Genomic DNA, 25950 nt, shown 5'->3' on the forward strand with positions numbered 1-25950 from the left:
TACGGGTTCAGCATATCTAATTTATTTTCAATTGTTTAATGTATTATCTACTTTTATATACGTTTCAATTTACAAATCGTTTTACAGCCTTTAATTCAGTACCAAAAATGAAAAGGAAAATTTTTATTTCGAATGTGCTAACACTTGCAGCAATACCACTGGTTGGAAAATCTTTCGACAGGCAAAATAATATGAAAACAGGTAAAGGTTTTAAAACCAATAACGGAGAGGGCAGGCTGCATGGCCATATTAAACTAAAAGGTGTTAATGCAAATATACTGGATGTTAAAGTATCCGGGACAGACACTGATGGAAATATTGCAGTTTTTGAACAAACAAGTCTTTCGCAAGGCAGAGGGACGCCTTTGCATATCCATTATGCGCAGGACGAAATATTTTATGTTCTGGAAGGAGAATACTATTTTAGAGTGGGTGATGATAAATATCATCTTTCTACAGGTGATAGTATTTTCCTGCCGATGAAAGTTCCACATGCGTGGACTCAGGTTTCAGAAAAAGGTAAGATGACGGTTACTTTTCAACCCGCAGGCAAGATGGAAAATTTCTTTGTTACCCTGGCGGGGTTAGATCATGAACCAAATCATGATGAACTGGCTAAACTTTTCGCAGATAACGAAATGCAGATTGTAGGACAGCCGCTAAAAATTGAATGATATTGGCTATGGTCGGTGTTACCACCTCACTGTTTACTTTAAACTTTTCAAACAAAAAAAAGCCTCCTGAATTTCTTCAGGAGGCATCCGGGTAAATGATGGGGCTCGAACCCACGACCCTCGGTACCACAAACCGATGCTCTAACCAACTGAGCTACATCTACCGTATTGGAGGCTGCAAAAATAGAAATCTAAACCCAATTTGCAAAGCATTTTTTAAAATTACACTCTGCTTACCTGTTTAACAGGGCCTTAGATTAAATTTGTAGCTATGTCAGAGCAGTTAGTGGAGTTGAATGTTACCGGGATGCATTGCAATAATTGCGCGATGAGTATCCATAAATTATTGGAAAAGAAAGGCTTGCAGGATGTATTAGTTAGTTTTGCGTCCGAAGAGGTAAAATTTAGCACTGCCGATCAATCTATCCTGCCACAGATCATCAAAGATATTGAGGGCCTCGGCTTTAAAGTTGTTGATGAAGAGAACATCCAGCCCACCCCGTTTTACGACAAGGTGGAGAATAAATTTATTTTCTGCGCCATTTTTACCACTCCGCTTCTGCTTCACATGCTGTTCCCATGGCATTTTTTCCATAACCCGGTAGTACAGTTGATATTATGCCTGCCCGTTTTCGCGGTTGGCTGTCTGCACTTTGGTAGAAGCGCCTACAGTTCCTTAAAAAATGGTGTACCCAATATGGATGTGCTCATCTTCGTAGGTTCAACCTCAGCGTTTATATATAGCTTGGTAGGCACCGTTCAAAACCTTGGCGAGCATTATCTTTTCTATGAAACTTGCGCAACCATCATCACATTGGTATTGTTAGGTAACGTGCTGGAGAAACGTTCGGTTAACCAAACAACATCAGCTGTTAAAGATTTGATGAAATTTCAGCAGGTAAATGCCAACCGGGTTATCAACGGCGGTATCGAGGTGATAAGCGCTAAAGATGTATTATCCGGCGATACCCTTCTGATTAACGAAGGCGACCAGGTGCCTGTGGATGGCGAAGTTATATCCGGTGACGCGCTCATAAACGAAGCTATGATAACCGGCGAGAGCATCCCGGTGACTAAAACCAAATACGATAAGGTAATTGGCGGTACCATCCTGCAGCAGGGTAACATCCGTATTATGGCTACCAAAGTAGGATCTAATAGTACGCTGTCGCAGATCATCGACCTGATGAAAAAGGCGCAGGCCGCTAAACCGCCCGTTCAAAAACTGGGTGACAAGGTAGCCTCGATTTTTGTCCCTGTAGTGATCCTGATAGCCCTTGCAACCTTTATAATAACCTATTTTGCTACCGATGCCGGCCTGCAACAATCTATGATGCATGCAATAGCCGTGTTGGTTATTTCCTGCCCCTGCGCTATGGGTTTGGCTACGCCTACGGCGGTTATGGTGGGTTTAGGTCGTGCGGCTAAAAACGGTATTTTAATAAAGGGCGGCGATACCATCGAGGCGGTTGCCAATACCAAATATGTGCTATTTGACAAAACGGGGACGCTTACCACGGGTAAATTCAGTATCCATAATATTAAACCCGAGGAAGGTTTTACCATGGAGCACATCCGTGGGGTAATAACAGCTATAGAGGAACGTTCCAACCACCCGATTGCTAAATCTATGGTGATCGAACTACAATCGTTACCACAAGATAAACTGATACTCCGCTCCGTTAAGGAAGAAAAAGGCTTAGGGATGCGCGCCGAGGATGTGGACGGCAACAATTACTTCCTGGGCACAGCTAAACATAAAACGCTGGATAATTTTAATTTGACTTTGTACCGCAATCAGGTACGTATGGCGCAAATAGCGGTTGATGATACTATAAAACCTGATGCAGCAAGTTTGATAGCCCAGTTGAAAAAAGACGGCATTACCCCGGTATTGGTGAGCGGCGATAAAAAAACACGCTGCCTGGCTGTAGCGGCAGTGCTTGGCATTACCGAAGTACATGCCGAAATGCTGCCCGATGATAAGCTTAAGGTGGTTGACATGTACCGCAAAAAGGGTAAAACCATTATGATAGGCGACGGTATAAACGATGCCCCTGCCCTAACCCAGGCAGACGTTGGCGTATCTATGAACGATGCCAGCCAAATAGCTATCCAGTCGGCTAAGGTGATTTTGCTGAATACCGATCTGCAATCGGTAGTGAAGTTTTTGCAGATAAGCAGGCATACTCTACTTACCATCAAACAAAACCTGTTTTGGGCGTTCGCCTATAATATAGTAGCTATCCCGGTTGCCGCACTTGGCTTTTTAAACCCAATGGTTGGCGCTTTGGCTATGGCATTTTCGGATGTTATAGTGATAGGCAATTCGTTGCGGTTAAAGGTGAAAAAAGTAGATAGGTAATGGTTCATAGATCATAGTAGCTTCAATTCAGTTGTGGTTTCATAAAGTTTTATATTTTTGGGTTTTTATAAGCTGATCGTTCTCCTATTATCTAAGAACCATCAACCACAAGCTAACAAATGATAGAAATTTTTACAGACGGTTCGTCAAGTGGCAACCCGGGTCCGGGTGGTTTTGGTGTTATTATGCGCTCGGGGCAGCACTATAAAGAGCTTTCGGGCGGTTTCCGTAAAACCACTAACAACCGTATGGAACTTCTGGCCGTTATCACCGGGCTGGAAGCTATCAAATCTCCAAACCAGCATGTTACCATCTTCTCCGATTCCAAATACGTTATTGACGCGATTGAAAAACGTTGGGTAAATGGCTGGGTTACCAAAGGGTTTGTAGGTAAAAAAAACAAGGACCTTTGGATGCGGTACCTAAACATCGCTAAAGTGCACCAGGTAAAATTTGTTTGGGTGCGCGGCCACAACGGCCACCCCGAAAACGAGCGCTGCGACCAGTTAGCCGTAGCCGCCGGCAAACAAAAAGACCTGCAGATAGATTCGGTATTTGAAATGGAATCTGCCAAAGCGGGCGCGTAATATATTATCGTCCGTTTAATTCAATCACTTCCAATGCTTCTATTTTATTGCCATTAACGCTAAATCTTACTAAGGTACGCACCTTGTGCCATCCTTGTTTACCCGCTGCACCCGGGTTTATATGCAGGCAATTTATCTTTTTGTCAAAAATAACTTTTAAAATATGCGAGTGCCCGCTGATAAATAACCCCGGAGGCTTAGTGTATATTTCACTCTTTACATTGGGTGCATATCTATCGGGATAGCCCCCTATATGGGTCATCCAAACATCCACCTTTTCGCACATAAAACGCAAGTGCTCGGGGTACACCTGGCGAATGTCTTTTCCGTCGATGTTACCATAAACGCCTTTAAGCGGTTTAAAGGCCGCAAGTTTATCAGCAAGTTCAATATCCCCAAAATCACCGGCATGCCAGATCTCGTCGCAGTTTTCGAAATGCTTAAAAACGGCATCGTCAAGGTAACCGTGGGTATCTGATATTAGTCCTATGCGGGTCATGCTGATTACGGATTTAAAATGTACGTCGCGATAGCCATCGGGATTAGATTTAAAATATCGTTAAAAAATCCTTTAATAAATATTGATACTGTTTTGCGTAAACCTTTGGCTCATCATAAATAAACAACTCTTCCTGTAACAGGTCCTTTTGCTCTTTACCAAAAATGATTATTTCCCTATGCGGATCAGAATAAATAAAAGATTTTATTGAAACAATTTTCTGCAAGTATAACTGGTAAGTTGGCAATAACTTTCTGATCAGCGCACTTGTATCCAACGGCAAAATTAACTGGCAAGTGCCGGGATTTGTTAGATGATTGGCGGTGTATTTTAGCATTCTTTCAAAAAATGCAATACCTGTGTGCCGTGCCAGGCTTTTTTTATCATTTGCCGATATCAGCGAATCTAAAAAGAACGGCGGGTTTGATACGATAACGTCAAATTTAGTGCCGCCATGACTTTCAAAAAAATCTTCGAACGAGTTAAGATGTGAAGTTAACCTGTTATTAAATTTCGAATTTTTAAAATTATCACCAGCCATTTTTTCGGCATCCTGGTCAATTTCTACCGCATCAATTTTAGCGGTTTCAAACCGTTGTGCCAGCATCAGGGCGATAACGCCAGTGCCGGTACCAATATCAACAATATTTTGTGGGTTATGGGCATGGGCCAGTGCGCCAAGCAAAACGCCGTCGGTGTTCACCTTCATGGCACAGTCGGTTTGGTCTACATCAAATTGTTTAAATTTGAAGATACTCACTCTTACCTGGTTTTAAATAAACCATATTTCAGGATGCAGTAAATAGCGCGCACGCCATCCTTCCACCCTATTTTCTTTCCATCCTCGTAAGTACGTCCGTAATAGGAGATCCCCACTTCGTAGATACGGATGCGGGGGATGCGGGAGATCTTAATAGTTACCTCGGGCTCAAAACCAAAGCGCTGCTCCTCTAATTTAATAGACTGTATAAACTTGGTATCGAACACCTTATAGCAAGTTTCCATGTCGGTAAGGTTAAGGTTACTCATCATGTTTGATAAGAAAGTTAACCAGCGGTTACCTATGGTGTGCCAAAAAAACAAAATTCTGTGTGGATTGCTACCCATAAAGCGCGATCCATAAACCACATCGGCAAAGCCGTTGCAAATAGGTTTCAGCAGGTCGTTATATTCCGATGGATCGTACTCCAGATCGGCATCTTGTATAATGGTGTAATCGCCCGTTGCTTGCGCGATGCCCGTGTGCAATGCCGCACCTTTACCCCTGTTTACCGGGTGTTTAAGGTATTTAATGTCGATATCGTGATGTTGGGCTTGGTAACCGGCAACAGCTTGTTCCGTATTATCGGTAGAGCAATCATCCACAATAATGATCTCTTTTTGGATGTTATCAACCAGCTCCACAGCTTTTATCTTGTTCAAAATGAGGTGGATGGTGCCACCCTCGTTATAAGCCGGGATAATTATTGATAATTTACCTATTTTCATCATGGATTATAAAATGCCAAATTAATGCTATCGCGAGTAAAGCAAAGTCTCAAAAAGCCAAAAGTACTGATATTAATGGCTATTTTATTTGCTTTGCTGCTATGGTTTGCACTTTGTTTACCCAAGCCGTTATTTAGCAGCCCCACCTCCTTTGTTATCGACGACGACCAGGGGCAATTACTTGGCGCCTCCATCGCTACTGACGGCCAGTGGCGATTCCCTTACAACGCTGATGTTCCCGAAAAATTTAGTAAGTGTATTATCGCTTTTGAGGATAAAAGGTTTAATTACCACTGGGGGTTCGATCCGCTGGCGTTTGGACGCGCCATAAAACAAAATATTAAAGCTAAGAAGGTAACCAGCGGCGGCAGCACGTTAACCATGCAGGTAATCCGCCTGAGTACAAGAAATAAACGCACCGTATGGAACAAACTTGGCGAGATCTTTAGGGCCATGCGACTGGAAATTACCTATAGTAAAAAAGAGATCATGGCACTGTATGCCAGTAACGCACCTTTTGGCAGTAACGTTATTGGCCTGGATGCCGCATCGTGGCGGTACTTTGGCCGCGGACCAGATAAGCTCTCCTGGGGAGAGATGGCTGCGTTGGCGGTATTACCCAACTCCCCCTCATTGGTACACCCAGGTAAAAACAGGTTGATTTTATTACGCAAACGGAATACCCTGCTCGATAAACTTTTCCAACAGGGCATCATAGACAGCACCACGGCATCGCTTGCCAAATTTGAACCCGTGCCCGAAAAGCCTATGGCCCTGCCCCAAATGGCCCCGCACTTACTGCAACGTTTTAAAGCTGATTTTAAAAGCAACAAACAGGCTTTAACACGCCTAAAAACGACCCTCAAAAGCAATTTACAGGAACAGGTTGCCGATATACTGGAAAAGCATCACCAGGTTTTAAAAGCTAATGACATTAACAATATAGCCGCTGTAGTGCTTGATGTAGAAACTGGTGCGACACTGGCCTACCTGGGCAATATATCGCACCGCGAAAACCCTGAAATGGAAAGTGATGTGGATGTTGTGGATGCCCCGCGCAGTCCGGGGAGTACATTAAAGCCTTTACTGTATGCCAGCATGCTGCACGATGGGTTGATACTACCCAATAGCCTCATCCCGGATGTGCCTACGCAAATTGCAGGATATCACCCCGAAAACTTCGACTTGGGCTATGATGGTGCGGTGCCCGCATCTAATGCACTCTCCCGCTCGCTGAATATACCGGCAGTAAAAATGCTGCAGCAATATAAGTATGAACGTTTTTATGACAAGTTGAAAAAAGTGGGCATCAGCACCCTCAATCAACCTGCCGACCATTATGGCTTATCGCTAATTTTGGGTGGCGGCGAAAACACCCTTTGGGAACTTACGGGCGCTTACGCGGATATGGCGAGGATACTTAACCATTACAACAAAACAGCCAGGTACGACCCTTACGATTACCATTCTCCGGTTTATACCTTATCGAAAACAGAAAAACCAAAAGCAGAAAAGAACGGCTTGCTGGATGCCGGCTCGATATTTTATACCCTGCAAGCCATGGAAGAAGTGATGCGCCCCGGCGAAGAAATGCTTTGGCAGCAGTTCAGCTCTACCCAGCGCATCGCCTGGAAAACAGGTACAAGTTTCGGTTTCAGGGATGGATGGGCAATTGGCATCACCCCAAAATATGTGGTTGGTGTTTGGGTAGGCAATACCGACGGCGAAGGCAGACCGGGTTTAACCGGCATCCATACCGCCGCGCCGGTGCTATTTGATATTTTCCGCCTGCTGCCTGCCGCACGAGAGTGGTTTGATACTCCCACCGGCGAAATGGTAAAGATAAACGTATGTAAGGAAAGTGGCTATCGCGCGGGACCAAATTGCGAACACCCGGTTGAGCAATTAGTACCTAAAAGCGGTTTAAAAGCGCCTGTTTGTCCGTGGCATAAATTGGTTCACTTATCTGCCGATCAAAAATTTCAGGTGACGGGTAACTGCACTTCGCAGGATAATATGCTCAACAAAAGCTGGTTTGTGCTGCCGCCATCCATGGAGTATTATTACAAAACCAAAAACTACCAGTACCACACCCTGCCGCCTTTTGCCCCCGGCTGCGAACAGGCCGAAGCTAACCCTATGGAACTGATCTACCCGAAAGATGGCGCGAAGATTTATGTGCCGTTAGAAGCTGATGGTAAACGGGGCAGGTTAATTTGCAATGCCGCACACAGGCAAAGCGGTATCAAGATCTTTTGGCATTTGGATGATAAGTACATCGGCGAAAGCGGTGCCTACCACCAAATGGCTTTAAACCCGGTGCCGGGCAAGCATAAGCTTACTTTGGTAGACGCTAACGGCAACACCCTGCAAATAAATTTTGAGGTGCTGGATAAGAATAAATAACTTAGTACCATGCTTGAACAATACGACCTTAGCAACCTGATGGTACTGGATATTGAGACCGTACCTCAATACAGCAACTATGATGATATGCCCGACAACCTGCAGGAACTTTGGGCGCATAAATCGCAATACCAGCGTAAGGACGAAACGCCTAAAGAGTTTTACGAACGCGCCGGCATTTGGGCCGAGTTTGGGAAGATCATCTGTATCTCGGTAGGGATATTTACCAATGGCAAACGCCCCGGATTACGCATAAAATCTTTCGCCGGGCACGATGAGAAAGAACTGCTGGACGATTTTAGCAAGATGTTGACCGGGCAGCCACTAAGCATGATCCTTTGCGCACACAATGGCAAGGAATTCGACCTGCCGTACATTTGCCGCCGCATGCTGATCAACGGCGTGCAGTTCCCGCCGCATTTACAGATCCAGGGCAAAAAGCCGTGGGAGATCCCTCACCTGGATACCATGGAGCTTTGGAAATTCGGCGATTATAAAAACTACACCTCGCTGAGTTTGCTAACCGCGATATTTAACATACCCACACCTAAAGACGATATTGATGGCAGCCAGGTTGGCCACATTTACTGGGTAGATGACGACCTGCCGCGTATTTGCACCTATTGCCAAAAAGATGTGGTTGCCACCGCGCAACTCATCCGCAGGTACCGGGGCGAATATCTGATAACGGAAGATTGTATCACTATAGTTTAATTAAATATCAACAACATGGAACATAAAGGCATATCCCTCCGCCCGTTTATCGGCGCTAAAGATTTTAAAATTTCGCGCAGCTTTTACCGCGACCTTGGGTTTGAGGAAACGGTTTTATCGCACAATATGTCGGTTTTTAAAAGCGGCACGCTAAGCTTTTACTTACAAGATTTCTATGTAAAAGACTGGATAGACAACACCATGCTTTTTATGGAGGTAGATGACGTGGAAAGGTTTTGGCAGGAACTTGTGGCTTTAGACTTGCCCGGCAAGCATAAAAATGTAAGGCTAACCCCTATCAGAACCGAGCCTTGGGGCAAGGAGTGTTTCGTGCACGATCCATCGGGAGTGCTGTGGCATTTTGGCGAATTTGTGAAATAGACTATTCTTCAGTCTCCATCAAATGCCGCAAGTATGCTTTGGGGTTATCCAAAAATAATTTTGTCAGCGTGAAGTGCTCCGTTTCCTGGTAAGTGCTGGTGAGATCAAATTCAACATTCTTGAGCGATTGATAATAATAATTGTCAATCCTTCGCATACGTATGCTTCGCATGCCTATTACATTTTAAATGTTCACGTTCACGGCCGTGAACGCAGGGAAAAAATTTTAAATATTTGATAATCAAATATTTAAAATTTTGCATTAACTGACAAAATAGCGCCACCAAACTTGCGGGATAATATGCTTAAGAAACGTTTTGCCTATCGCGTGAAATAATTACGTACATTGTGGGACTACGCGGATCCTGTTACGCATATACATCTTTACTACTCCCTTCCAAATGAAAATTACTTATCCCAACAGCTTGGGTACTTCGGCTATTCGTACAATTTTTATCAATCAGTTAAGCATCTTATATGCGGCGAAACATCATCTTATTAAAAGCATCCCAACTTTGATCAGCCATGCCAATTTCGGGGTCCTTGTTCTTGCTTTAAGCGAGGAATTGGATGATACTAACGAGCAATTAAAATGCTTGAAATCGGTATTTTCGCAACTTAACGAGTCCGCATTAACGGAGTGCTGCCTTGGCATGAATGTAATTATCGAAGAAGCTTTTACCCAGATAATTTATCAGGAAGACGCGCATTATCAAAGTGATATGTCGATTATTTTTTACATGAATGTTGTAGAAAACATGCAAATAGGTGCGGGAAGGATCCTAAACATGATTGCCCAAAAATTAGCATACCAACAATACCAGCACCTAATAGCGCAATGCATGGATATGAGCCACGATAATGCTAAATTGTTCCACCACGTTGCGGAAGAATACTTAACGGAGGCTGTTTAAATGATAACTCCCTCCTCGTTAATAAAATTGAAAGCTCAAACAAATACATAAGAAAACCAAAATTGATTCGGTCAATCGGGCTTCGAATGGGGGGTGTAAAAAAAATAGAATTATGATTGAAGCTGACTTGCATTTTTTGCGTTATTTACTAAACCATAAGCCAGTTTGGGAAAGAAACGGTGAACAAAGTACAGCAATTTAGTATCCCCAACACGTATTGTAAAACGATCATTTTTAATACCCATGATAAGTGCTTTAACCAGTTTTTCCGGCGAGATCCCTTTTGCTTCCAGATTTTCTGTCATCTCCGTCGCTACCACCGGTGGCAGCAGCTCAAACACTTTTACAGTACTATTGAGGATCTTCAAATGATCCCTCAATGCTTCGGTGTAAAATCGCATAGCTACTTTGGATGCAGAATAGGTTGGCGAAAGATTGAAGGACACGTAACTTAAAACAGATGTCGTGTTGATAATTGCACTTTCTTCTCTTGACTTCAGCATCTCTATAAACAGGTTGTTCATACCAATTACACCCAGATAGTTGATGTCCATTTCATACTTTGCCACTTCAAAATGCTTATCGTTAGCTATCCCCAGGTTTTTTGGGCCGCCCATAACGCCTGCATTATTGTACAGGATATCGATTCCGCCGAGTTCTTTGATCCGATTAAAAAGTAACTGTGCATCATCGGCTTTAGCTACATCGCTATTGATAGCAGTTAGCGCAGGATAAAGCTTTTTAGCTGCATCCAATTTTTGCTGGTTTCGTCCTGTGATAATTACTTTTGCGCCGTTGGATAAGAATTGTTTAGCAGCTTCTAATCCAATACCCGCACCTCCCCCGGTGATTAATATTGTTTTTCCCTTTAATTCCATGATTTATTTTTCAGGTCTGATAATTAAATTTATATTTGCTTGCATATTGCAAGTGCAAATGTATTAATCCACTTTTAAATTGCAAGTTTTTTTTATTAATAATTTATCGAATGGAAAAATTAAAAAAAAGGTCAGATTGCCCGATCAGCGGCTCATTAGATATTTTTGGCGACAAGTGGTCTTTACTCATTATTAGGGATATGATGTTTTTTCAAAAATCAACCTATGGGGAGTTTCTAAAATCGGCGGAAGGAATTGCAACAAATATTTTAGCATCAAGGCTTCAGAGCCTGGAAGAGGCGAAGCTTATCGAAAAGTTGGATCACCCCAACAGCAAAGCAAAATTTTTGTATAATCTTACACAAAAAGCGGTAGCTCTACTTCCGGTTATTGTAGAAATCCATTTGTGGGCGGATAAATATTTTGACAATCCTGCCGACGTAAAAAAGAAAATAAAAGAGGTGAAAAAGGATAAGAATGAATTTATAAAATCATTGGCAAAACAATTAGAAAAGCAAATGGAGGCAACTACAAGTAGCAATAGAACATCAATAAACACAAATTAGAAATTTCCCACAAATAAAAAAAGTAGCCAATAAAATTGGCTACTTTCATAAATTGTACCCAGCGCCGGAGTCGAACCGGCACGGTTTCCCACAGGTGTTTGAGACCAGCGCGTCTACCAATTCCGCCAGCTGGGCATGTTCTTAAGCAAGTCTGTTGCTTAGAAGCGGGCTGCAAATGTATCTAAACTCTCTTTAATTCGCAACAGATATTTTTGCCTGTAGTAAATATTTGCAATGTGGTTTAGCCTGTCTTCTTTTGCGGTATCGTTAAGGGTTTCGTAATCGCTTGTAAAGCCGTTTAGCTCCTCGGTCATATCACCCTCAATTGCAGCAACTTCCGCACCAATAGCGCCAAATTGTTCTGCGTTTTCAATTTCCATAAGGCGTTCATTAATGTCCATCATCTCCATTAAAAAATCTGCCGGGAGCGCCGGTTTTGCACCTTCGCTTACCAATTCGTGGAGTTTTAAAATGTATTCGAGGGTCTTATTTGGGTCGCTTAAGGTTTGATAAGCTTTATTATTTAGGGTGGATAGTTCTAAAATTTCCTGCTGTTTCTTGTCATCCGAATTGGCATGGAAATCGGGATGAAACTGTTTACTTAAAGCGTAAAACTGTTTTTTTATCTGTGCGGCGTCCGGCTTAAAGGATTCCGGGATGTTATAAAATTCAAAATAATTCATCGGTACAAAACTACTCATTTTTGATGGCTGAAATTTAATTTACCTTAGCACAATAACAAAGCCGAAATTACTATATGCCGGTATTTTACGACCAGATGAACAATGCCGTTAATTTGCCCGATACTCCGCGGCGAATCATCTCCATTGTACCATCCCAAACCGAACTTTTATTTGACCTTAGCCGGGGCGGGCAAATTGTTGGCATTACCAAATTTTGCATCCACCCGGCCGATATAGTTAAACAGGTAGCCAAAGTTGGCGGCACCAAGCAATTAAACCTGCAAGCTATCTATAAGCTAAAGCCCGACCTGATCATAGCTAACAAAGAAGAAAACGAGCAAAGCCAGGTTGAAGAGCTAATGCGCCACTATCCCGTTTGGGTAAGCGATATACACGACCTGCACAGCGCCCTCAGCATGATTAATAAACTTGGCGAAGTAACCGGCAAACAAACCGAAGCCTCGGCATTATCTAACGAGATATTTAAACGGTTTGGATACATTAAACCAATAAGCAAACAAACGCGTGTAGCTTATTTTATTTGGCGAAAGCCCTACATGGCCGCAGGGCAAGGCACTTTTATAAACAGCATGCTTAAACTATGCGGCTTAACAAACGTACTATCGGCAGGCCGCTACCCGGAGTTAACCATTGATAAAATCAAAGCGGCCAGGCCGGATGTGATACTGCTCTCATCAGAACCCTACCCCTTCGTCCAAAAACACATTGAAGAGTTTAAGAAGATGCTGCCGGATGCCAAAGTATTATTGGTTGATGGCGAGTTGTTTTCATGGTACGGAAGCCGCTTATTGCATTCGCCGGGCTATTTTAATAAGCTTATAGATAAATTAACATCAATGTAATGAGGCAGATAAATAAAAAAGAACAATTGAATTTTAAAATGTTGCATTTTACGCTATCTTTGCACTCTCTTAAAAAACCAAACGCGGAAGTGGCGTAATTGGTAGCCGCACCAGACTTAGGATCTGGCGCCGCGAGGCGTGGGGGTTCGAGTCCCTTCTTCCGCACTAAGTTTAAAGCCGTTAACTGAATAAGTTAACGGCTTTTTTTGTGATTATAAAAACCACCGCTAACGAAAGCCAAAAGGTTACCTCATGATGCGGGCGCATTCGCTAATTCAAACGCACCATCCACTCATTGTATTAAAACCATTTAATTAAACCGCTCATATTGTGGTTAATATCAAAAAACACACTATGAAAACTTTAAAACTATTTACAAAGCCATTGCTTTTAGCAATGATGGCAGGCGCGATTATCAGTTCTTGCTCAAAAGAGGCAGGCCCAAAAGGCGATGCCGGAACGCAAGGTGCCCAGGGCACAACAGGCATTAAAGGTACCGACGGCAATACCGTTTTAAGCGGCACCGTAGCACCTGCAGCAACCACAGGCGCTATCGGCGACTTTTACATTAATCTTGCCACAAGTTTGTTCTACGGGCCAAAAACAAACGCCGGATGGGGCGACGGTGTATCTTTAAAAGGTGCTAAGGGTGCTACAGGCACAGCCGGCAGTAAGATCCTGGACGGTGCAGGAGCCCCTGCCGCAACCCTTGGCGCCACAGGCGACTACTACCTTGATAAAAACAGTTCGTCATTCTACGGGCCTAAAATTAGCACGGGCTGGGGTATTGCAATATCATTAAAAGGTGCAACAGGCGCCGCTGGCACTGCCAACGTAATGTACTCGGGCTGGAGTTTCGCAGCTAACTTTAAGGATAGCGTTGTGGATAATTCTGCAATTAAGGTGGGGCATCTTAACGTGCCGGCGCTTACTACTCCCATTCTAAATTCTGGTACGGTATTGTTGTATTTAAATTATGGCGGTGGCGTAATTCCGTTGCCTTACAACAGTTATGCAGGTGGTAAAGCAAATATCATTTCCTTTTTACCTAAGCTCAAGCAAATTGTAATAACCCGTTTCACGCTCGATAATTCTAACACTGTGCCATTATCAACGATAATCCAATACCGTTATATCATTATACCGGGTGGCACTGCAGCACCAACGGCAGCAAAACGGCCAAACTTAGCTAATTATCAGGAGGTTAAGGCGTATTACAATATTCCTGATTGATCAATGTGAGTTAATTAAAAAGCCCGGCTGCATGTTTGTGCGCCGGGCTTTACTGTTATTGATCTTTGGGGGATTGTCTATTTATCTTTTCTTCCACTGCTGCTCCAGCATTTTCATAAAATAACCGCCAACCACACTTCTCGCCTGGAAACCTACCTGTTTGCCGTCGGTAGTTTCGTGCCAGTCGCTGATAGGCACGCGTGACGGTGTTTCGATAGCATATTTATAGATTGGATCTGTTAATGCTTTAAAGTCTGCAGGATTGTCTGCAAGCGTTGCCGTCCAAATTATCCAGTCGGATTTGGTGTACGTTTTGCGGCTATCCAACGGCAAACCGTATTCATTTTGCTTGGTCAGGTAGTATTTTATCTCCCTGGTGTAAACCTCTTTCGGGAAAATATTAAGGTTTAGCAATTTGTCCCAAACCAGGTTATACTTTTGGCTCCAGGTATCTGGCTTTTCAAATACCAGCGAGTAGTGGTCGCCGGCATCAGCCATCTTCATCCATTTAGCTACAAAATCTTTAGCAGTTGCGTGATACTTTGCTGCGGTAGCTTTATCGCCCAGCATATCGGCAAGGATAGCGTACGCGGCAATGCCATTAATGGCTTTTAACGATAAATTTGCATTACGCGCCAAATGCCCTGCAAAGTCATCGGTACAAAGCTGGTTGGCCGGGTCAAGGCCTTCTTTAATCAGATAGTTAGTCCAGGTGGTAAGTGTTGCCCAGTGTTTTTTGGCGAATAAGGCATTGCCCTCTGCTTTAGCTATAGCCGCGGTAAGCAACAGCATATTGCCGGATTCCTCTACCGGCATACCTTCGCCATAAGTTTGGCCGTTGGCGAACGGATAAGTACCTAGATCATGCGCGGCAAACGGGTGTTTAAACTTACCGGTTTCGCTAAATTCAAAAATGCCGTTCAACATACCTTCGGCAAGTTTAGGGTTATAGATCAGGAACAATGGTGCCGATGGATAGGTAACATCAACCGTATTGATAAAACCACCGCTAAAGTTTTCTTTTGATAACCAAAGCACTTCGTTTTTTGGGCTGCGCGCAAGGATATGCGCGGATATAGCCTGGCGGTAAGCAATAGCACAAAGTTTGGCGTAAGCTAACCCACCCGATGCTGATGCTTTAACATTCATGGCGTTATCAAACGCTACGCATTTGGCCATGATGGCTTTGTAATCGATAGTAGCCTGTTTAAGTTCGCCGGCGATGGTTTTCTTGCCATCGCGGTTCCACCACGGCCTTAGATTTTTACCGAAGTATTGAACCGAGTATATATCGTCATAACCTAATTCAATAAATTTCTCTACAGATGCACTGCCTACCTTACCAAAAGGAATAACGGTATTCAGGAACACAGAAGTACCGCCGGGAGTGGTAGATATTTTTTTGTTATTGATGAAAGAGCTTGCAGCCTCATCATCATTGGTGATGTATTGCGATGCTTTGGATGCTAAAGGCGCCGCTACATAAAGGTATCCCCAATCGATACGCATATCATCACCTTTCTTTTGCAGGATGGGTTGCTCCTTAGTACCAACTTTAAGTATCGATAAGTTACCTGATGTCAATTTCTGAGCGGTTACTGCCTGGTTTGGTTTATAGCGCGCCAGATCTGCCGATGCACCTAAGTACACCTGTACGTTATGGCTTTTGCCATCATTTGCCTTTACACTGTAAGTAACATAGCTAACCGGGCGCGAAAGCAGGTTAAGATTATCCATTAATAATGGCGAGGTGAAGGTAACTTTCAGGTCGGCATCCCCACAGGAAAATGAATAGATCGTTTGTGTAGCATTGATGAGCACACCCGTTTGGCGTGCCATTTTAAGGCCTTTGGTATCGATAGGTTTAACTTCATCTGCGAAGCCGGCATCAAGCCATGCGCCACCACCTGTATTTACGCAATGCATAGCCAGCACGTTCTCGCCTTCTTTAAGTTTAGCGGCGACGCTTTCATCTATATTAACGGGTAATAAATCACCGTTTGCGCCTTTACTTACGTTGATTCGTTCGCCGTTGAGAAACACCTCGGCATCATCATCGTGGTGAAGCTTTAAAATTAGTTTATTTATAGGTTCAGATTTTGTGTAAGTAAACGTGCGGCGCACAAATATATCGCGGCTTTTCCAAAGCGTTTTTGCCAATGATGCATCATCGCTAAATGGCGCCGTGCCTATTTTCCATGCCTTATCGTCAAAACTTGCTTTCTCCCAGCCCTCGGCAGGGATCACTTCAGTGTATTTAACGCTGTATGGTTTGGTTTCGCCATCTGCCAAAACGGTGCGGTATGTTACCGGCTGCTGGCCCATAAACCTGTAAGTTTCGCCATCAACCTTTATTAGTCCCAATAAAGATTGGTTTTTACCTGTCCAATGATGGGTTGTCGACTCGTTTAGGTTATCGGTATTAGACCAGATGCTAAAATACGTGTTATGCGTTATTAGCGGATACGCCGGGGCCTTAGTAGCCTGCCCATGCGCATGCTGATTTATAAACGCACCTGCAAGCAGGCAGGCGATTCTCAAAGTGCTTTTCATAGTTAGATGTTAATTTGACAGTTTAAAATTGAACCGCAATTTAACGATTTAGCTTAATAATTGTGGCTTTTGTGTGTATGTTTCCCAAAGTAATTCGCCAAACAGCGTATTTGCCCATGCAAACCATTTACGGGTAAACTTAGTAGGATCATTTTTGTGGAACGACTCGTGCATAAAGCCTGTACCGCCATGCGTTTTGCGCAACATTTCAATACATTCTTTTATCTCGTTATCATCGGTACTGGTTAACGCCCGGATGGTGATACTGATAGGCCAGATCATATCTTTGCCAATGTGCGGTCCGCCTATGCCCTCGCCTGCCGTGCCTTTAAAAAAGAACGGGTTGTTAAGCGATAAAAGCATTTTACGGGTATTAATATAAGTAGGGTCGGTATTTTTAATGGCGTCTAAATACGGCATACCCAAAAGGCTTGGCACGTTGGCATCATCCATTAAATTATAACTGCCGAAGCCATTTACCTCATAAGCGTAGATCTTTCCATAATCCGGGTGGTCTATCACGGCGTGTTTTTGCAGGGCTGCATCCACCTCGTTTGCCAACGCAAGCAATTCGGCAGACAGGGCGTCATCCTTCGAAATAGCTTTTATCATCTCTGACGCTTGTTTTAAGCTGGTAACCGCGAAAAAGTTTGACGGCACCAGGTACGAGTAAATGGTAGCATCATCGCTTGGGCGGAAAGCCGAGCAAATTAAACCAACAGGCTTTACCGGGTAGCCGTAACCATTCATCGGTACGCCATCGGTAGCCCATGCGGTTTTACGCTGGAACGAATACGGGCCGTCGTTATCTTTACGTTGTTGTTCTTTAAATGTTTTAAGGATGCTTTGTATCGCTGTTTTCCATTTCGCGTCAAATGGTGAGGTATCGCCGGTAAGTTTCCAGTATTTGTAAGCCAAACGCACCGGGTAACAAAGCGAATCTATTTCCCATTTGCGTTCGTGCAGGCCGGGTTTCATATCAGTAACATCATCTTTCCACTCTCCCACCTTATTGGCGTCGTCGTAAAAAGCGTTGGCATATGGGTCGCGCAGGATACAGGTAACCTGGCGGTTTATAACACCTGCAACCAGTTTTTTCAGTTCAGCATCTTTATTTATAAAGGCAATGTATGGCCAAACCTGCGCGCTGCTATCGCGCAGCCACATGGCATCAATATCGCCGGTAATTACATAGGTATCGGGTTTGTTGTTAACCACTTTATAGGTAACGGTAGTATCAAGGGTGTTTGGGAAACAGTTCTCAAAAAGCCACCCCAGCTCCGGGTTTTTTACTTTCGATTTAAACTCTGCAATCGCTTTTTCTATCGATACATTTTTAAATTTACGTGCCGATACGGGTACACGCACAACTGGGAATGCTGGTTTCGCAGCAAACGAAAACTTGCTCATTAATACTCCTGCACCTAATATACTGGTGCTGCCAATAAATTGCCTTCTCTTCATGTTCTCAAATAGGTAAATAAAAAAAATCTTCCGGGCCAAATATAACCCGGAAGACCCAATTCTCAGTGCTTAAAATTTGCCGGCTGCTTTTAACGTGGCTGCGGCCTCCATCGTCGTAACCCCGCTTATTTGCGTGGTTAAGTCTGTTGTACCCGATGGTTTGGTTTTCCAATCCGGGCTAACCATAAAATCGGGCCTGCTGATACCTTTTGCAAATAAGGTTTCGGCATTGTATTTTAAAAATTTGGCGTATGCTTCACGATCTGTAGATGATACGTCTTCTTTAAGTGTCAATAAGGTTAGGTACCTAACCAAAATACCTTTAAATAAGCCACCATCGCCCTGGCCTTCGCTTTTTAGCAAGCCACCCGGTGAAATATCAAGGTCTTTAATGGTAGCGTTGGCCGTACGTACAGCATCGCTCAGGTAAGTACCATCACCTGTTACGTTGTAAAGTTCAAGCGCAGCACCAATAAACACGCCTTGGTTGTAGGTAAACTTATTTTTGCTGATCTGGCCGTCGTGGTCGCCGTTGATTCCATCCCACACAATACCGCTAACAGGATCAACTAATGTACCTTTTAACCAGGTATATAATTCTTTCGCAAGAGCAAGGTCGGCAGCATTTTTTTGCAGGCGGTAAAGGCGCGCGGCAAAAATAATTGCAGGCGCGTTTGCCGGTGTGTTCTTATAATCCAGCTGCGATTTACGCCAGGCTATACCCCCACCCTGGTTGCTGTTAACACCTGTTTTGATGTCTGTCCACAAAGTATTCGCGGCAGCAAGGTAATCTGCATCGTTTGTAGCTTCGTATGCACGCAGGGTTGACAATGCCAACCACTCCATATCATCATAGTACTCGTTCTGCAACTTGTTACCGTTAGTGGCTTTTGTACCGTTTAGTAACGATTTGATGCGCTGTTTATAGAGGTCGTTTTTGGTACGTAGATAGCCATCTATAAATACATCCATCGTATGCGCTTGCGGCCAATAGTTATAATTGGTATTGCCGCCGTTGCTTTGGATAAAATAATTTCCGTTAGATGACAGGAACGTAGTGTAAGTTTTTTCCTGCAAAGTATCGGCAGTTGCCGCAAAAGTATAATTGATCACTGCTGATGCTTTGTTTCCATACAGCGGGAACGGTTTATCCTTTAAGCAGGAAGTAAGCATAACAGGGATAAGCCCTGCCAGTGCTATTATTTTTATATGCTGGGTTACGTTTTTCATATAATATTTTTAATTTATAATGAGCGGCGGGCAAGCCCGCCGCCCAATAAACCAATTATTTAATTGTTACCACGTGCGTGTAAGCCGCACCGTCCGAATTAAAAATCACCGAGATATCCGCGTTTTTTGTATCGATATCATGGTTAAACTTAAAAGTGTAATCAAACACCGAATTATTAACAGGCACTACGTAAAAGTAAGATGCAGGTGTACCTGAGTTCGCCGCACTGTTATCAGAGTTTACACTCCCAAAATATTGCTCGGTGCTTGTGTTATCAGCATTTTTAAACGTAAATCTAAATTTGTAACGTTCCTCAAGGCCGTAGCTTACATGATCAAGCATAATCTTTTGGTTCTCAATCTTCCAGGTTCCGTTACCTGCGTATGGAAGTTCGAACCATATTTTAGCCTGATTAGAGAACCATAATCCTACGTTGGTAACCTCGGTAGTTTTATATGCGGCAACATTAAAGTCAACCTCAATTTTTTCAACCTTAGTCGCACCTGCAAAATCTGTATTGCCAGCTTCGGTTAATTTTGCACCATCGTACGAATACGTTGTTGGCGTTCCTGTTTTACGGTCTGCAAAATGGAAGCTACCGGCTTTTAGTGATGTATAAATTTCAAATTTACCAGGTGCCGTTTGTTTAAACTTAAGTGCTTTAGTCAAGTCGTCACCACCTTCGCTGGCTGTACCTGTAAGGAATAACTCCGTTGGGATATCTGTAAAACCTGCAGGGCGTTGAATTTCAATCACGCGGTTAACACCCGATTTTTGTACGTTAATACCTTTTGACGACATAACTGTCCAGATCACCTTGCCCGATTCCTGTGGTTTAACACCGGCAAGGGTGGCAATTTTATTAAGATCGCTAAAGGTTACGGTTAACTTGTTGTATAAACCGTTACCATCAGAAGGCACTGAATAAAGGGGTTTTGAAAAATCGCCACCCTCTTTATCAAATGCAACCTCATATAAAACTAAACCATTATCTTCTGCACGGGCTTGCTCCCACTCAAATGCTACCGAACCCGATGCACCTGACGCGATTTTTACAAACTTGCCATCCTCCGGTAAAAACAGGTTACTTACTGCCGATACGTTGGCGTTGCCAATTGTTTTGTCTTTTTTGCAGCCGGTTATAACAACCAGGGCTACCATACCCGCAAGCAGGCTATATAAAATATTTTTCATGATCTTAATTGATTATAATTTTTTCTATAAATAATTTTAGTTCCAGCCGGGGTTTTGTGTAAGGTTTGGATCAACCGCACGCTCATCTCTTGGTACCGGCCACAAGTAGTTTTTACTTGCATCAAATGTGCGCAGGTTGGCACGGATATAACCGTTATCTACCCCCGGTGCGCCAAATTTGGCACCGTGTGCCCAACCGTTCAATACGGTTTCGGCAATCTTCCAGCGGCGGATATCAAATATGCGTAAGCCTTCCATCGCTAATTCCACACGGCGCTCTTCGCGAATGGTAGTACGTAATAATGTCTGGTTGCCGGCAGGGAAGTTCAACGCTTCTGCAGCAGTAAAGCCTGCACGGGCACGGATAACTTTTATGGTTTTATCCCATGTGGTTGCATCCATCTGGCTTAACTCGTTCTTTGCTTCGGCGTACATTAGCAGTACATCTGCATAACGGATGAGGATCAGGTTTAAGCCCGAGCCAAAATCGGCAGTATTTGATGTAGGGTCAAAGTATTTGCGGGTATAATAACCGGTTGGCGATGATGTAGCACCCGGTGCATACTCGTCAAAACGTTTGGTAGGGTCCGGGTTAGGATCGCTGCCAGGTTTGGTGTAAATAGTGCTGGTAACGTTAGCCTGGTTTTTCCATTGATACAGGTGATAAACAACAGTATTGGTAAAACGAGGGTCGCGACCTACATATGGGTTGTTCTCGTCGTAACCGGATCCTGCGGCATTTATCTTTTTACCGTTTGCCATCAGGTAGCTGTCAACCAGTTCCTGTGTTGGTGCAATGGCGTTAAGTCTGCCACCGACAGATATCGGCGCCATATCCCTAAAGTCGGTATAGAACCTGTTACCGGCTGCTACCGGTGCATATTGCAAGTCGAATATTACCTCACTATTATACTCGTTCTGTGGTAAAAACAAACCTTCGTAAGAATTAAACAAAGCGTAGTTACCATTCGTAGAGTTACCAATCAGTTTTTCACACTCGGTAACCACTTCGGCCCAACGGCTGTCGTAAAGTAACACCCTTGCTTTTAGGGCAACGGCGGCACCTTTGGTTACGCGGCCCTTGTCTGCAGCGGCCAACGAGGTGTTTGTAGGTAAATCCGTTGCAGCCTCATCAAGTTCTTTCAAAATAAAAGTAACTACATTGGCTTTTGGTGTACGTGCAACGGTTTTTGATTCGTCGATAGTAATATCTTTCTCTATCAATGGCACATCGCCCCACCAGGTTTCCAGCAAAAAATAATGCCATGCGCGGATAAACCTTGCTTCGGCTTTCATACGTGCTTTTAACGTAGCATCCATCACGGTAACCTTGTCAACATTTTCTAAAAATATGTTACAGGTTTTGATACCGCGGTAATGATCGCCCCACTCGCCTTTCAAACGGCCCAGTGACGGATCATAAGTGCCCGCTGCCAATGATGCAACTCCGTTGTTGTCGCCACGGCCGTTGTAAGCATTATCAGACATTGCCTCCATCGAAAAGAAGTAGCCGCTGTTTGAAATCTGCGAATAAGCCGTATTTAAAACGTTGTTCGCTTTATCCGTAGTAGTCCAGTAGTTGGCATCTGTAAACCTGTTTTCGGGCGCCAGATCCAGCTTTTTACAGGCAGATAAGGCTGTTACCAGCATTATTGCCAAGCCTATTTTATTGATATTAAATTTTTTCATGTCTGTGTAGAATTAAAGTGTTATATCAATACCAAAACCATAATAAATTGGTGTAGGGTAAGAACGCGCGCTGTTAGCGCCACCATTTTGAGGCAATTGAGAACTGCCGTTTAATTCTGATGATTCTGGGTCGATAAACTTCAAGCCCGAGAACGTAAGCACGTTTTGGCCGGTAACATAAGTTCTAACCTTGCGCATACCAATAGCCTTTGCAACGCCTGTTGGCAATGTATAACCTATTTGTATATTTTTAACCCTTAGATAAGAGCCATCAAATAAATACATATCAGACCCCCTGCGGAAGTTATTTTCGTTTGACTGGCTTCCGCTTGCTGCAAGGCGAGGGAAACGGGCGTCAGGGTTGTTTGGTGTCCAGTAATCTAACTGATGCTGGTAAATAACCTGCGAGTAGTTGACGTGGAATGGTTCTACCTGCTCACCCCTTATAAACATACTGCGTTTGCCTACTCCCTGTAAAAATAGGTTTAGGTCAAAGCCTTTAACCGTGAGGTTATAAGTAAAGCCAAATGTTAAGCGCGGGAAGCCGCTGCCTAAAACAAACTTATCGTTCTCGTCAATTATGCCATCGCCGTTAACATCTACATAACGGTTATCACCCGGCTGCACGTTAAGGCCGGCCGGTTTAGGGCCATTGTTAATATCATCCAGGTTTTGGAAATAACCATCACGTTTAAGGCCAACGTATGAACCTATTGGCAAACCAACTTTGTTTATAATTTGCATTTCATCGCTGGTACGGAGCTGATCGCCACCCTCAAGTTTTAAAACTTTGTTTTTGGTATCGGCAACGTTAAAGGCGAAGCTGTGGTTAAACGCACCTGTTTTTAAACGGTAGTTGATGGTTACTTCCCAACCGCGGTTTTGTACTTCACCTGCATTATAATCTCCTAACCCTGCGCCAAATGTACCCGGTACAACGGGTGGCAACAGAATGTCGCGGGTAATTTTGTTGAAGTAATCAGCAGATACGGAAAGCGCGTTTTTAAAGAATGTTGCATCAAAACCAACGTTAAAGGTAGATGCGCGCTCCCAACGTATATCAGGGTTAGCAAAACCGATGGTAGCGGTACTTTGGGGCAAGTTGTTGAACGCGTAGTAGCTATCGGTAGATACGCCAAACGTGTTCAGGAACTGGTAATCGCCAACATTTTGGTTACCCAAAATACCGTAAGAACCACGAATCTTCAGGTCACCAAATCTATCGCGGTAACTCTGCATAAAATCCTCCTCGGTTAAACGGTAACCAATAGTTCCCGACGGGAAGAAGGCATTGCGATTGTTTTTAGCAAATTTAGATGAAGCATCCACCCTAAAATCGAACTCGCCGTAATACTTGTTTTTGAAGTTGTATGACGCGCGGCCAAATACTGAGTTAAGGCTGCTTTCAAATTTGTTATTATTTGTGGCTGATGACGAGGTTTCGATTATTGTACCGGTTGTTGGGGTTCCCAATTCCGGATCGGTAAACTTAAGGCGAAGGTAATTCGCATCATTAGTAGATGACTCGTTAGCCACACCTATCAGCACATCAACATTGTGATTCTTTGCAAATGTTTTGGTGTACTGCGCTAAAAACTGCGAATTAACAAATAGGTTCTTCTGATTCTCGTCAAAAGTGTTCCTGTCAGATCCGTAACTGCCTTTTGGCAAGTAGTTAACCTGTATAACACGGCCAAACATATGGTTGGACGTTAGCCTGCCACCAAACACGCCCTTTAGTTTCAGATCTTTGGTAATACCTAACTCTGCGGTAAGATTACCAAAGATATCATCATTATCGCGCTTGCGGTAACCACCTTTTTCAAGGATACCAAGCGGATTAAATTCTGCCAATACATCATTGGTTAAGTAGTTGCCCTGGTCGTCTTTAATTTTGTAGTATGTTGGCGTACGGCCGGCATCTACTATAAGCGTACCTGTTTGGTAAGAGTGTTCTTTGATCTCGGTACGGGTGTAAGCTAAAATGCTGGTTAACTTTAAGCGCCCAAATTCGGTGGCTAAGTTCATGCGGTAGTTGTAACGCCTTAAACCATAATCGGGGCCGACGAGGTTACTGCGCTGATCGAGTACACCGGCAGATACCAGGTAGGTAGAGTTTGCACTGCCTCCGCTTAAGCTAAGGTTATGGTTCTGCTGTACCGCATTTTGCAAAATAGCATCCAAAAACCATTGCTGATCACCCTGTGCCTGAAAATCACGGATTTGCGCAGGGCTGTAAACTGGGGTTAAGCCTGCATTTACAACCGCCTCGTTACGTAAAAGAGCGTTTTCGTAAGCGTGTACCGGTTTATAACCAACATGTGGTATTTGCACACCACCCTGGCCATTGTAAGTAAGAACTGCGCCGGCATTCTTCTTACCTTTTTTAGTGGTAACCAAAATTACACCGTTAGCAGCACGCGAACCGTAAATAGCCGCGCTACCCGCATCTTTTAATATCGAAATACTTTCGATATCCAACGGATTAAGCAGGTTAAGATCACCACCGGTAATACCATCAATCACGATAAGCGGTGTGTTATTACCAAATGTGCTGACGCCGCGTATGTTAATCAATTGCTGGGCGCCAGGCTCGCTGCTGGTTTGTTGGATAATTAAGTTTGGCGATGTACCCTGTAATGCCTGTGTTAAGTTAACGGCAGGTTTGCCTTCAATATCTTTTGTACCTATCTGATCTACCGCGCCAATAACATTCACCCGTTTTTGAGTGCCGTAACCTACCACCACAACCTCGTTCAGCGAACTTTGCGAAGCTACTAACTGGATATTTCCTACAGAAGTTTGACCGTTAAGCGGCACTTCTTTAGAGGTAAAACCAATAAAGCTGAATACCAAGGTGCCATCCGCGTTCGGTAGGTCTAAAACAAAATTACCGTTTACATCTGTAACTGTACCAAGGGTGGTACCCTTAAGCTTAACGCTTACGCCCGGCAATGGTTGGTTGGTATCATCCAATACCTTACCGGTGATTTTTGTTGCTTTTACAGCTACGGAAGATTGGCCTGTAGAAGCAAGCGTCTCGGCCTTATCGCCAATAACGATAACATCGTCAATTAGTTTGTAACTAAGGTTGTATGGAGTTAAAACCTCGTCAAGTACCTCTTTGATACTTTTATTTGTTACGTTAACGTCAACCTTAAATGTCGGCTTCAGTAAGTTATCCGCGTAAGCGAATTTTACTTTTTTATCGGCAGCAATTTTATCAAGCGCATCCGTAAGTTTTAAGTTTTTAAGCTTAAGCGTTACCTGTTGCTCTAAAAATTTTTGGCCATAAGAATTGTTTGCAACGGCGGTAAAGCACATTAAGCAAACAACGAAGCAGGCAAGCGAGGTAATTTTCATTAATATTAATACATAACGAACTACTCCATTTGAAAATAGAGATATATTCATAGATTTGAATAAATTAAAGTGTTTGAAATTCAAGTGCGGCGTTCTCTGAATTCGACCTCTGGAACGTACACTTAATAATAACCCGGCATTTTAATAACCCTGTTTCAATTCCCATTGATCAGGGTTTTTTTATGTATTTATGTCTTCATTCGTT

General features: G+C 43.5%; 22 protein-coding genes and 3 tRNA genes. 11 read left to right on the top strand and 14 right to left on the bottom strand.

Annotated elements, in window-relative coordinates; genetic code table 11:
* Positions 1-107 precede the first annotated feature (107 nt).
* Positions 108-674, top strand: coding sequence for a cupin domain-containing protein (locus tag ABIB39_RS13000; protein WP_354430585.1), 567 nt, complete (start codon positions 108-110; stop codon positions 672-674).
* 90 nt (positions 675-764) lie between these two features.
* On the opposite strand, the gene ABIB39_RS13005 is transcribed toward ABIB39_RS13000, so the two are convergent.
* A tRNA-His gene (locus ABIB39_RS13005) sits at positions 765-838 on the bottom strand.
* A 107-nt stretch (positions 839-945) separates the two neighbouring features.
* Between ABIB39_RS13005 and ABIB39_RS13010 the strand changes: the two genes are divergently transcribed.
* Together ABIB39_RS13010 and rnhA are read left to right on the top strand one after the other, a co-directional pair.
* A complete protein-coding gene (locus ABIB39_RS13010) occupies positions 946-3039 on the top strand; it encodes a heavy metal translocating P-type ATPase (protein WP_354430586.1) in 2094 nt (697 codons plus the stop codon).
* A gap of 119 nt (positions 3040-3158) precedes the next feature.
* A complete protein-coding gene (gene rnhA, locus ABIB39_RS13015) occupies positions 3159-3626 on the top strand; it encodes a ribonuclease HI (protein ID WP_354430587.1) in 468 nt (155 codons plus the stop codon).
* Between the two features lie 4 nt (positions 3627-3630).
* Here the strand turns inward: rnhA and ABIB39_RS13020 are convergent, their stop codons facing one another.
* The 3 genes from ABIB39_RS13020 to ABIB39_RS13030 are packed head-to-tail and all read right to left on the bottom strand — an operon-like array spanning position 3631 to position 5616.
* On the bottom strand, positions 3631-4125 hold the full coding sequence (locus tag ABIB39_RS13020; protein WP_354430588.1) for a metallophosphoesterase family protein: 495 nt from the start codon (positions 4123-4125) through the stop codon (positions 3631-3633).
* 49 nt (positions 4126-4174) lie between these two features.
* Positions 4175-4885, bottom strand: coding sequence for a tRNA1(Val) (adenine(37)-N6)-methyltransferase (locus ABIB39_RS13025; RefSeq protein WP_354430589.1), 711 nt, complete (start codon positions 4883-4885; stop codon positions 4175-4177).
* 2 nt (positions 4886-4887) lie between these two features.
* Positions 4888-5616 carry a glycosyltransferase family 2 protein gene (locus ABIB39_RS13030; RefSeq protein WP_354430590.1) on the bottom strand — a complete coding sequence of 243 codons (729 nt, stop codon included), beginning with the start codon at positions 5614-5616 and terminating at the stop codon, positions 4888-4890.
* Positions 5617-5688: 72 nt separating this feature from the next.
* Here ABIB39_RS13030 and pbpC point away from each other — a divergent pair, with 72 nt between their 5' ends.
* From pbpC to ABIB39_RS13045, 3 genes are read left to right on the top strand one after another with little or no spacing between them, the layout of a single operon-like run.
* Entirely contained in the window at positions 5689-8019 is a 2331-nt protein-coding gene (pbpC, locus tag ABIB39_RS13035; protein ID WP_354430591.1) for a penicillin-binding protein 1C, read from the top strand.
* A gap of 9 nt (positions 8020-8028) precedes the next feature.
* Positions 8029-8733, top strand: a complete 705-nt coding sequence (locus ABIB39_RS13040) for a 3'-5' exonuclease (protein ID WP_354430592.1) — start codon at positions 8029-8031, stop codon at positions 8731-8733.
* 15 nt (positions 8734-8748) lie between these two features.
* The gene (locus ABIB39_RS13045) at positions 8749-9114 is read left to right on the top strand and encodes a VOC family protein (RefSeq protein WP_354430593.1); all 366 of its coding nucleotides are present in this window, start codon (positions 8749-8751) and stop codon (positions 9112-9114) included.
* 1 nt (position 9115) lies between these two features.
* Here the strand turns inward: ABIB39_RS13045 and ABIB39_RS13050 are convergent, their stop codons facing one another.
* Positions 9116-9286, bottom strand: a complete 171-nt coding sequence (locus tag ABIB39_RS13050; protein ID WP_354430594.1) for a hypothetical protein — start codon at positions 9284-9286, stop codon at positions 9116-9118.
* Between the two features lie 229 nt (positions 9287-9515).
* On the opposite strand from ABIB39_RS13050, the gene ABIB39_RS13055 reads away from it, so the two are divergent.
* Entirely contained in the window at positions 9516-10028 is a 513-nt protein-coding gene (locus tag ABIB39_RS13055) for a DUF892 family protein (protein WP_354430595.1), read from the top strand.
* Between the two features lie 110 nt (positions 10029-10138).
* On the opposite strand, the gene ABIB39_RS13060 is transcribed toward ABIB39_RS13055, so the two are convergent.
* Entirely contained in the window at positions 10139-10906 is a 768-nt protein-coding gene (locus ABIB39_RS13060; protein WP_354430596.1) for an SDR family oxidoreductase, read from the bottom strand.
* A gap of 110 nt (positions 10907-11016) precedes the next feature.
* Between ABIB39_RS13060 and ABIB39_RS13065 the strand changes: the two genes are divergently transcribed.
* Positions 11017-11472 (top strand): winged helix-turn-helix transcriptional regulator, encoded by a 456-nt coding sequence (locus ABIB39_RS13065; RefSeq protein ID WP_354430597.1) that lies wholly within the window; start codon positions 11017-11019, stop codon positions 11470-11472.
* Positions 11473-11527: 55 nt separating this feature from the next.
* On the opposite strand, the gene ABIB39_RS13070 is transcribed toward ABIB39_RS13065, so the two are convergent.
* Together ABIB39_RS13070 and hscB are read right to left on the bottom strand one after the other, a co-directional pair.
* A tRNA-Leu gene (locus ABIB39_RS13070) sits at positions 11528-11607 on the bottom strand.
* Positions 11608-11630: 23 nt separating this feature from the next.
* On the bottom strand, positions 11631-12173 hold the full coding sequence (gene hscB, locus ABIB39_RS13075; protein WP_354430598.1) for a Fe-S protein assembly co-chaperone HscB: 543 nt from the start codon (positions 12171-12173) through the stop codon (positions 11631-11633).
* 56 nt (positions 12174-12229) lie between these two features.
* Between hscB and ABIB39_RS13080 the strand changes: the two genes are divergently transcribed.
* From ABIB39_RS13080 to ABIB39_RS13090, 3 genes are all read left to right on the top strand, one after another.
* Complete coding sequence (locus tag ABIB39_RS13080; protein ID WP_354430599.1) at positions 12230-13018, top strand: helical backbone metal receptor; 789 nt, start codon at positions 12230-12232, stop codon at positions 13016-13018.
* An 83-nt stretch (positions 13019-13101) separates the two neighbouring features.
* Positions 13102-13183 (top strand) — tRNA-Leu (locus ABIB39_RS13085).
* A gap of 189 nt (positions 13184-13372) precedes the next feature.
* Positions 13373-14251, top strand: coding sequence for a hypothetical protein (locus ABIB39_RS13090; RefSeq protein ID WP_354430600.1), 879 nt, complete (start codon positions 13373-13375; stop codon positions 14249-14251).
* Between the two features lie 81 nt (positions 14252-14332).
* On the opposite strand, the gene ABIB39_RS13095 is transcribed toward ABIB39_RS13090, so the two are convergent.
* From ABIB39_RS13095 to ABIB39_RS13120, 6 genes are all read right to left on the bottom strand, one after another.
* Positions 14333-16804 (bottom strand): glutaminase family protein, encoded by a 2472-nt coding sequence (locus ABIB39_RS13095; RefSeq protein WP_354430601.1) that lies wholly within the window; start codon positions 16802-16804, stop codon positions 14333-14335.
* A 48-nt stretch (positions 16805-16852) separates the two neighbouring features.
* Positions 16853-18268 (bottom strand): glycoside hydrolase family 125 protein, encoded by a 1416-nt coding sequence (locus tag ABIB39_RS13100; protein WP_354430602.1) that lies wholly within the window; start codon positions 18266-18268, stop codon positions 16853-16855.
* Positions 18269-18337: 69 nt separating this feature from the next.
* Positions 18338-19498: a glycoside hydrolase family 76 protein gene (locus ABIB39_RS13105; protein WP_354430603.1), complete on the bottom strand. Its 1161-nt coding sequence runs from the start codon at positions 19496-19498 to the stop codon at positions 18338-18340.
* Positions 19499-19553: 55 nt separating this feature from the next.
* Entirely contained in the window at positions 19554-20693 is a 1140-nt protein-coding gene (locus tag ABIB39_RS13110) for a SusE domain-containing protein (protein ID WP_354430604.1), read from the bottom strand.
* A gap of 36 nt (positions 20694-20729) precedes the next feature.
* Positions 20730-22382 (bottom strand): RagB/SusD family nutrient uptake outer membrane protein, encoded by a 1653-nt coding sequence (locus ABIB39_RS13115; RefSeq protein WP_354430605.1) that lies wholly within the window; start codon positions 22380-22382, stop codon positions 20730-20732.
* A 12-nt stretch (positions 22383-22394) separates the two neighbouring features.
* The gene (locus ABIB39_RS13120) at positions 22395-25745 is read right to left on the bottom strand and encodes a TonB-dependent receptor (RefSeq protein ID WP_354430606.1); all 3351 of its coding nucleotides are present in this window, start codon (positions 25743-25745) and stop codon (positions 22395-22397) included.
* Positions 25746-25950: the final 205 nt, after the last annotated feature.

The organism is Mucilaginibacter sp. UYP27 (assembly GCF_040547175.1).
Taxonomy (GTDB): domain Bacteria; phylum Bacteroidota; class Bacteroidia; order Sphingobacteriales; family Sphingobacteriaceae; genus Mucilaginibacter.

Excerpts from the sequence above, each read along its gene's own strand:
- ABIB39_RS13000 (WP_354430585.1), top strand. The coding sequence starts at position 108 with ATGAAAAGGAAAATTTTTATTTCGAATGTGCTAACACTTGCAGCAATA.
- ABIB39_RS13010 (WP_354430586.1), top strand. The coding sequence starts at position 946 with ATGTCAGAGCAGTTAGTGGAGTTGAATGTTACCGGGATGCATTGCAAT.
- rnhA (WP_354430587.1), top strand. The coding sequence starts at position 3,159 with ATGATAGAAATTTTTACAGACGGTTCGTCAAGTGGCAACCCGGGTCCG.
- ABIB39_RS13020 (WP_354430588.1), bottom strand. The coding sequence starts at position 4,125 with ATGACCCGCATAGGACTAATATCAGATACCCACGGTTACCTTGACGAT.
- ABIB39_RS13030 (WP_354430590.1), bottom strand. The coding sequence starts at position 5,616 with ATGATGAAAATAGGTAAATTATCAATAATTATCCCGGCTTATAACGAG.
- pbpC (WP_354430591.1), top strand. The coding sequence starts at position 5,689 with ATGGCTATTTTATTTGCTTTGCTGCTATGGTTTGCACTTTGTTTACCC.
- ABIB39_RS13040 (WP_354430592.1), top strand. The coding sequence starts at position 8,029 with ATGCTTGAACAATACGACCTTAGCAACCTGATGGTACTGGATATTGAG.
- ABIB39_RS13045 (WP_354430593.1), top strand. The coding sequence starts at position 8,749 with ATGGAACATAAAGGCATATCCCTCCGCCCGTTTATCGGCGCTAAAGAT.
- ABIB39_RS13050 (WP_354430594.1), bottom strand. The coding sequence starts at position 9,286 with ATGCGAAGCATACGTATGCGAAGGATTGACAATTATTATTATCAATCG.
- ABIB39_RS13055 (WP_354430595.1), top strand. The coding sequence starts at position 9,516 with ATGAAAATTACTTATCCCAACAGCTTGGGTACTTCGGCTATTCGTACA.
- ABIB39_RS13060 (WP_354430596.1), bottom strand. The coding sequence starts at position 10,906 with ATGGAATTAAAGGGAAAAACAATATTAATCACCGGGGGAGGTGCGGGT.
- ABIB39_RS13065 (WP_354430597.1), top strand. The coding sequence starts at position 11,017 with ATGGAAAAATTAAAAAAAAGGTCAGATTGCCCGATCAGCGGCTCATTA.
- hscB (WP_354430598.1), bottom strand. The coding sequence starts at position 12,173 with ATGAGTAGTTTTGTACCGATGAATTATTTTGAATTTTATAACATCCCG.
- ABIB39_RS13080 (WP_354430599.1), top strand. The coding sequence starts at position 12,230 with ATGCCGGTATTTTACGACCAGATGAACAATGCCGTTAATTTGCCCGAT.
- ABIB39_RS13090 (WP_354430600.1), top strand. The coding sequence starts at position 13,373 with ATGAAAACTTTAAAACTATTTACAAAGCCATTGCTTTTAGCAATGATG.
- ABIB39_RS13095 (WP_354430601.1), bottom strand. The coding sequence starts at position 16,804 with ATGAAAAGCACTTTGAGAATCGCCTGCCTGCTTGCAGGTGCGTTTATA.
- ABIB39_RS13100 (WP_354430602.1), bottom strand. The coding sequence starts at position 18,268 with ATGAAGAGAAGGCAATTTATTGGCAGCACCAGTATATTAGGTGCAGGA.
- ABIB39_RS13105 (WP_354430603.1), bottom strand. The coding sequence starts at position 19,498 with ATGAAAAACGTAACCCAGCATATAAAAATAATAGCACTGGCAGGGCTT.
- ABIB39_RS13110 (WP_354430604.1), bottom strand. The coding sequence starts at position 20,693 with ATGAAAAATATTTTATATAGCCTGCTTGCGGGTATGGTAGCCCTGGTT.
- ABIB39_RS13115 (WP_354430605.1), bottom strand. The coding sequence starts at position 22,382 with ATGAAAAAATTTAATATCAATAAAATAGGCTTGGCAATAATGCTGGTA.
- ABIB39_RS13120 (WP_354430606.1), bottom strand. The coding sequence starts at position 25,745 with ATGAAAATTACCTCGCTTGCCTGCTTCGTTGTTTGCTTAATGTGCTTT.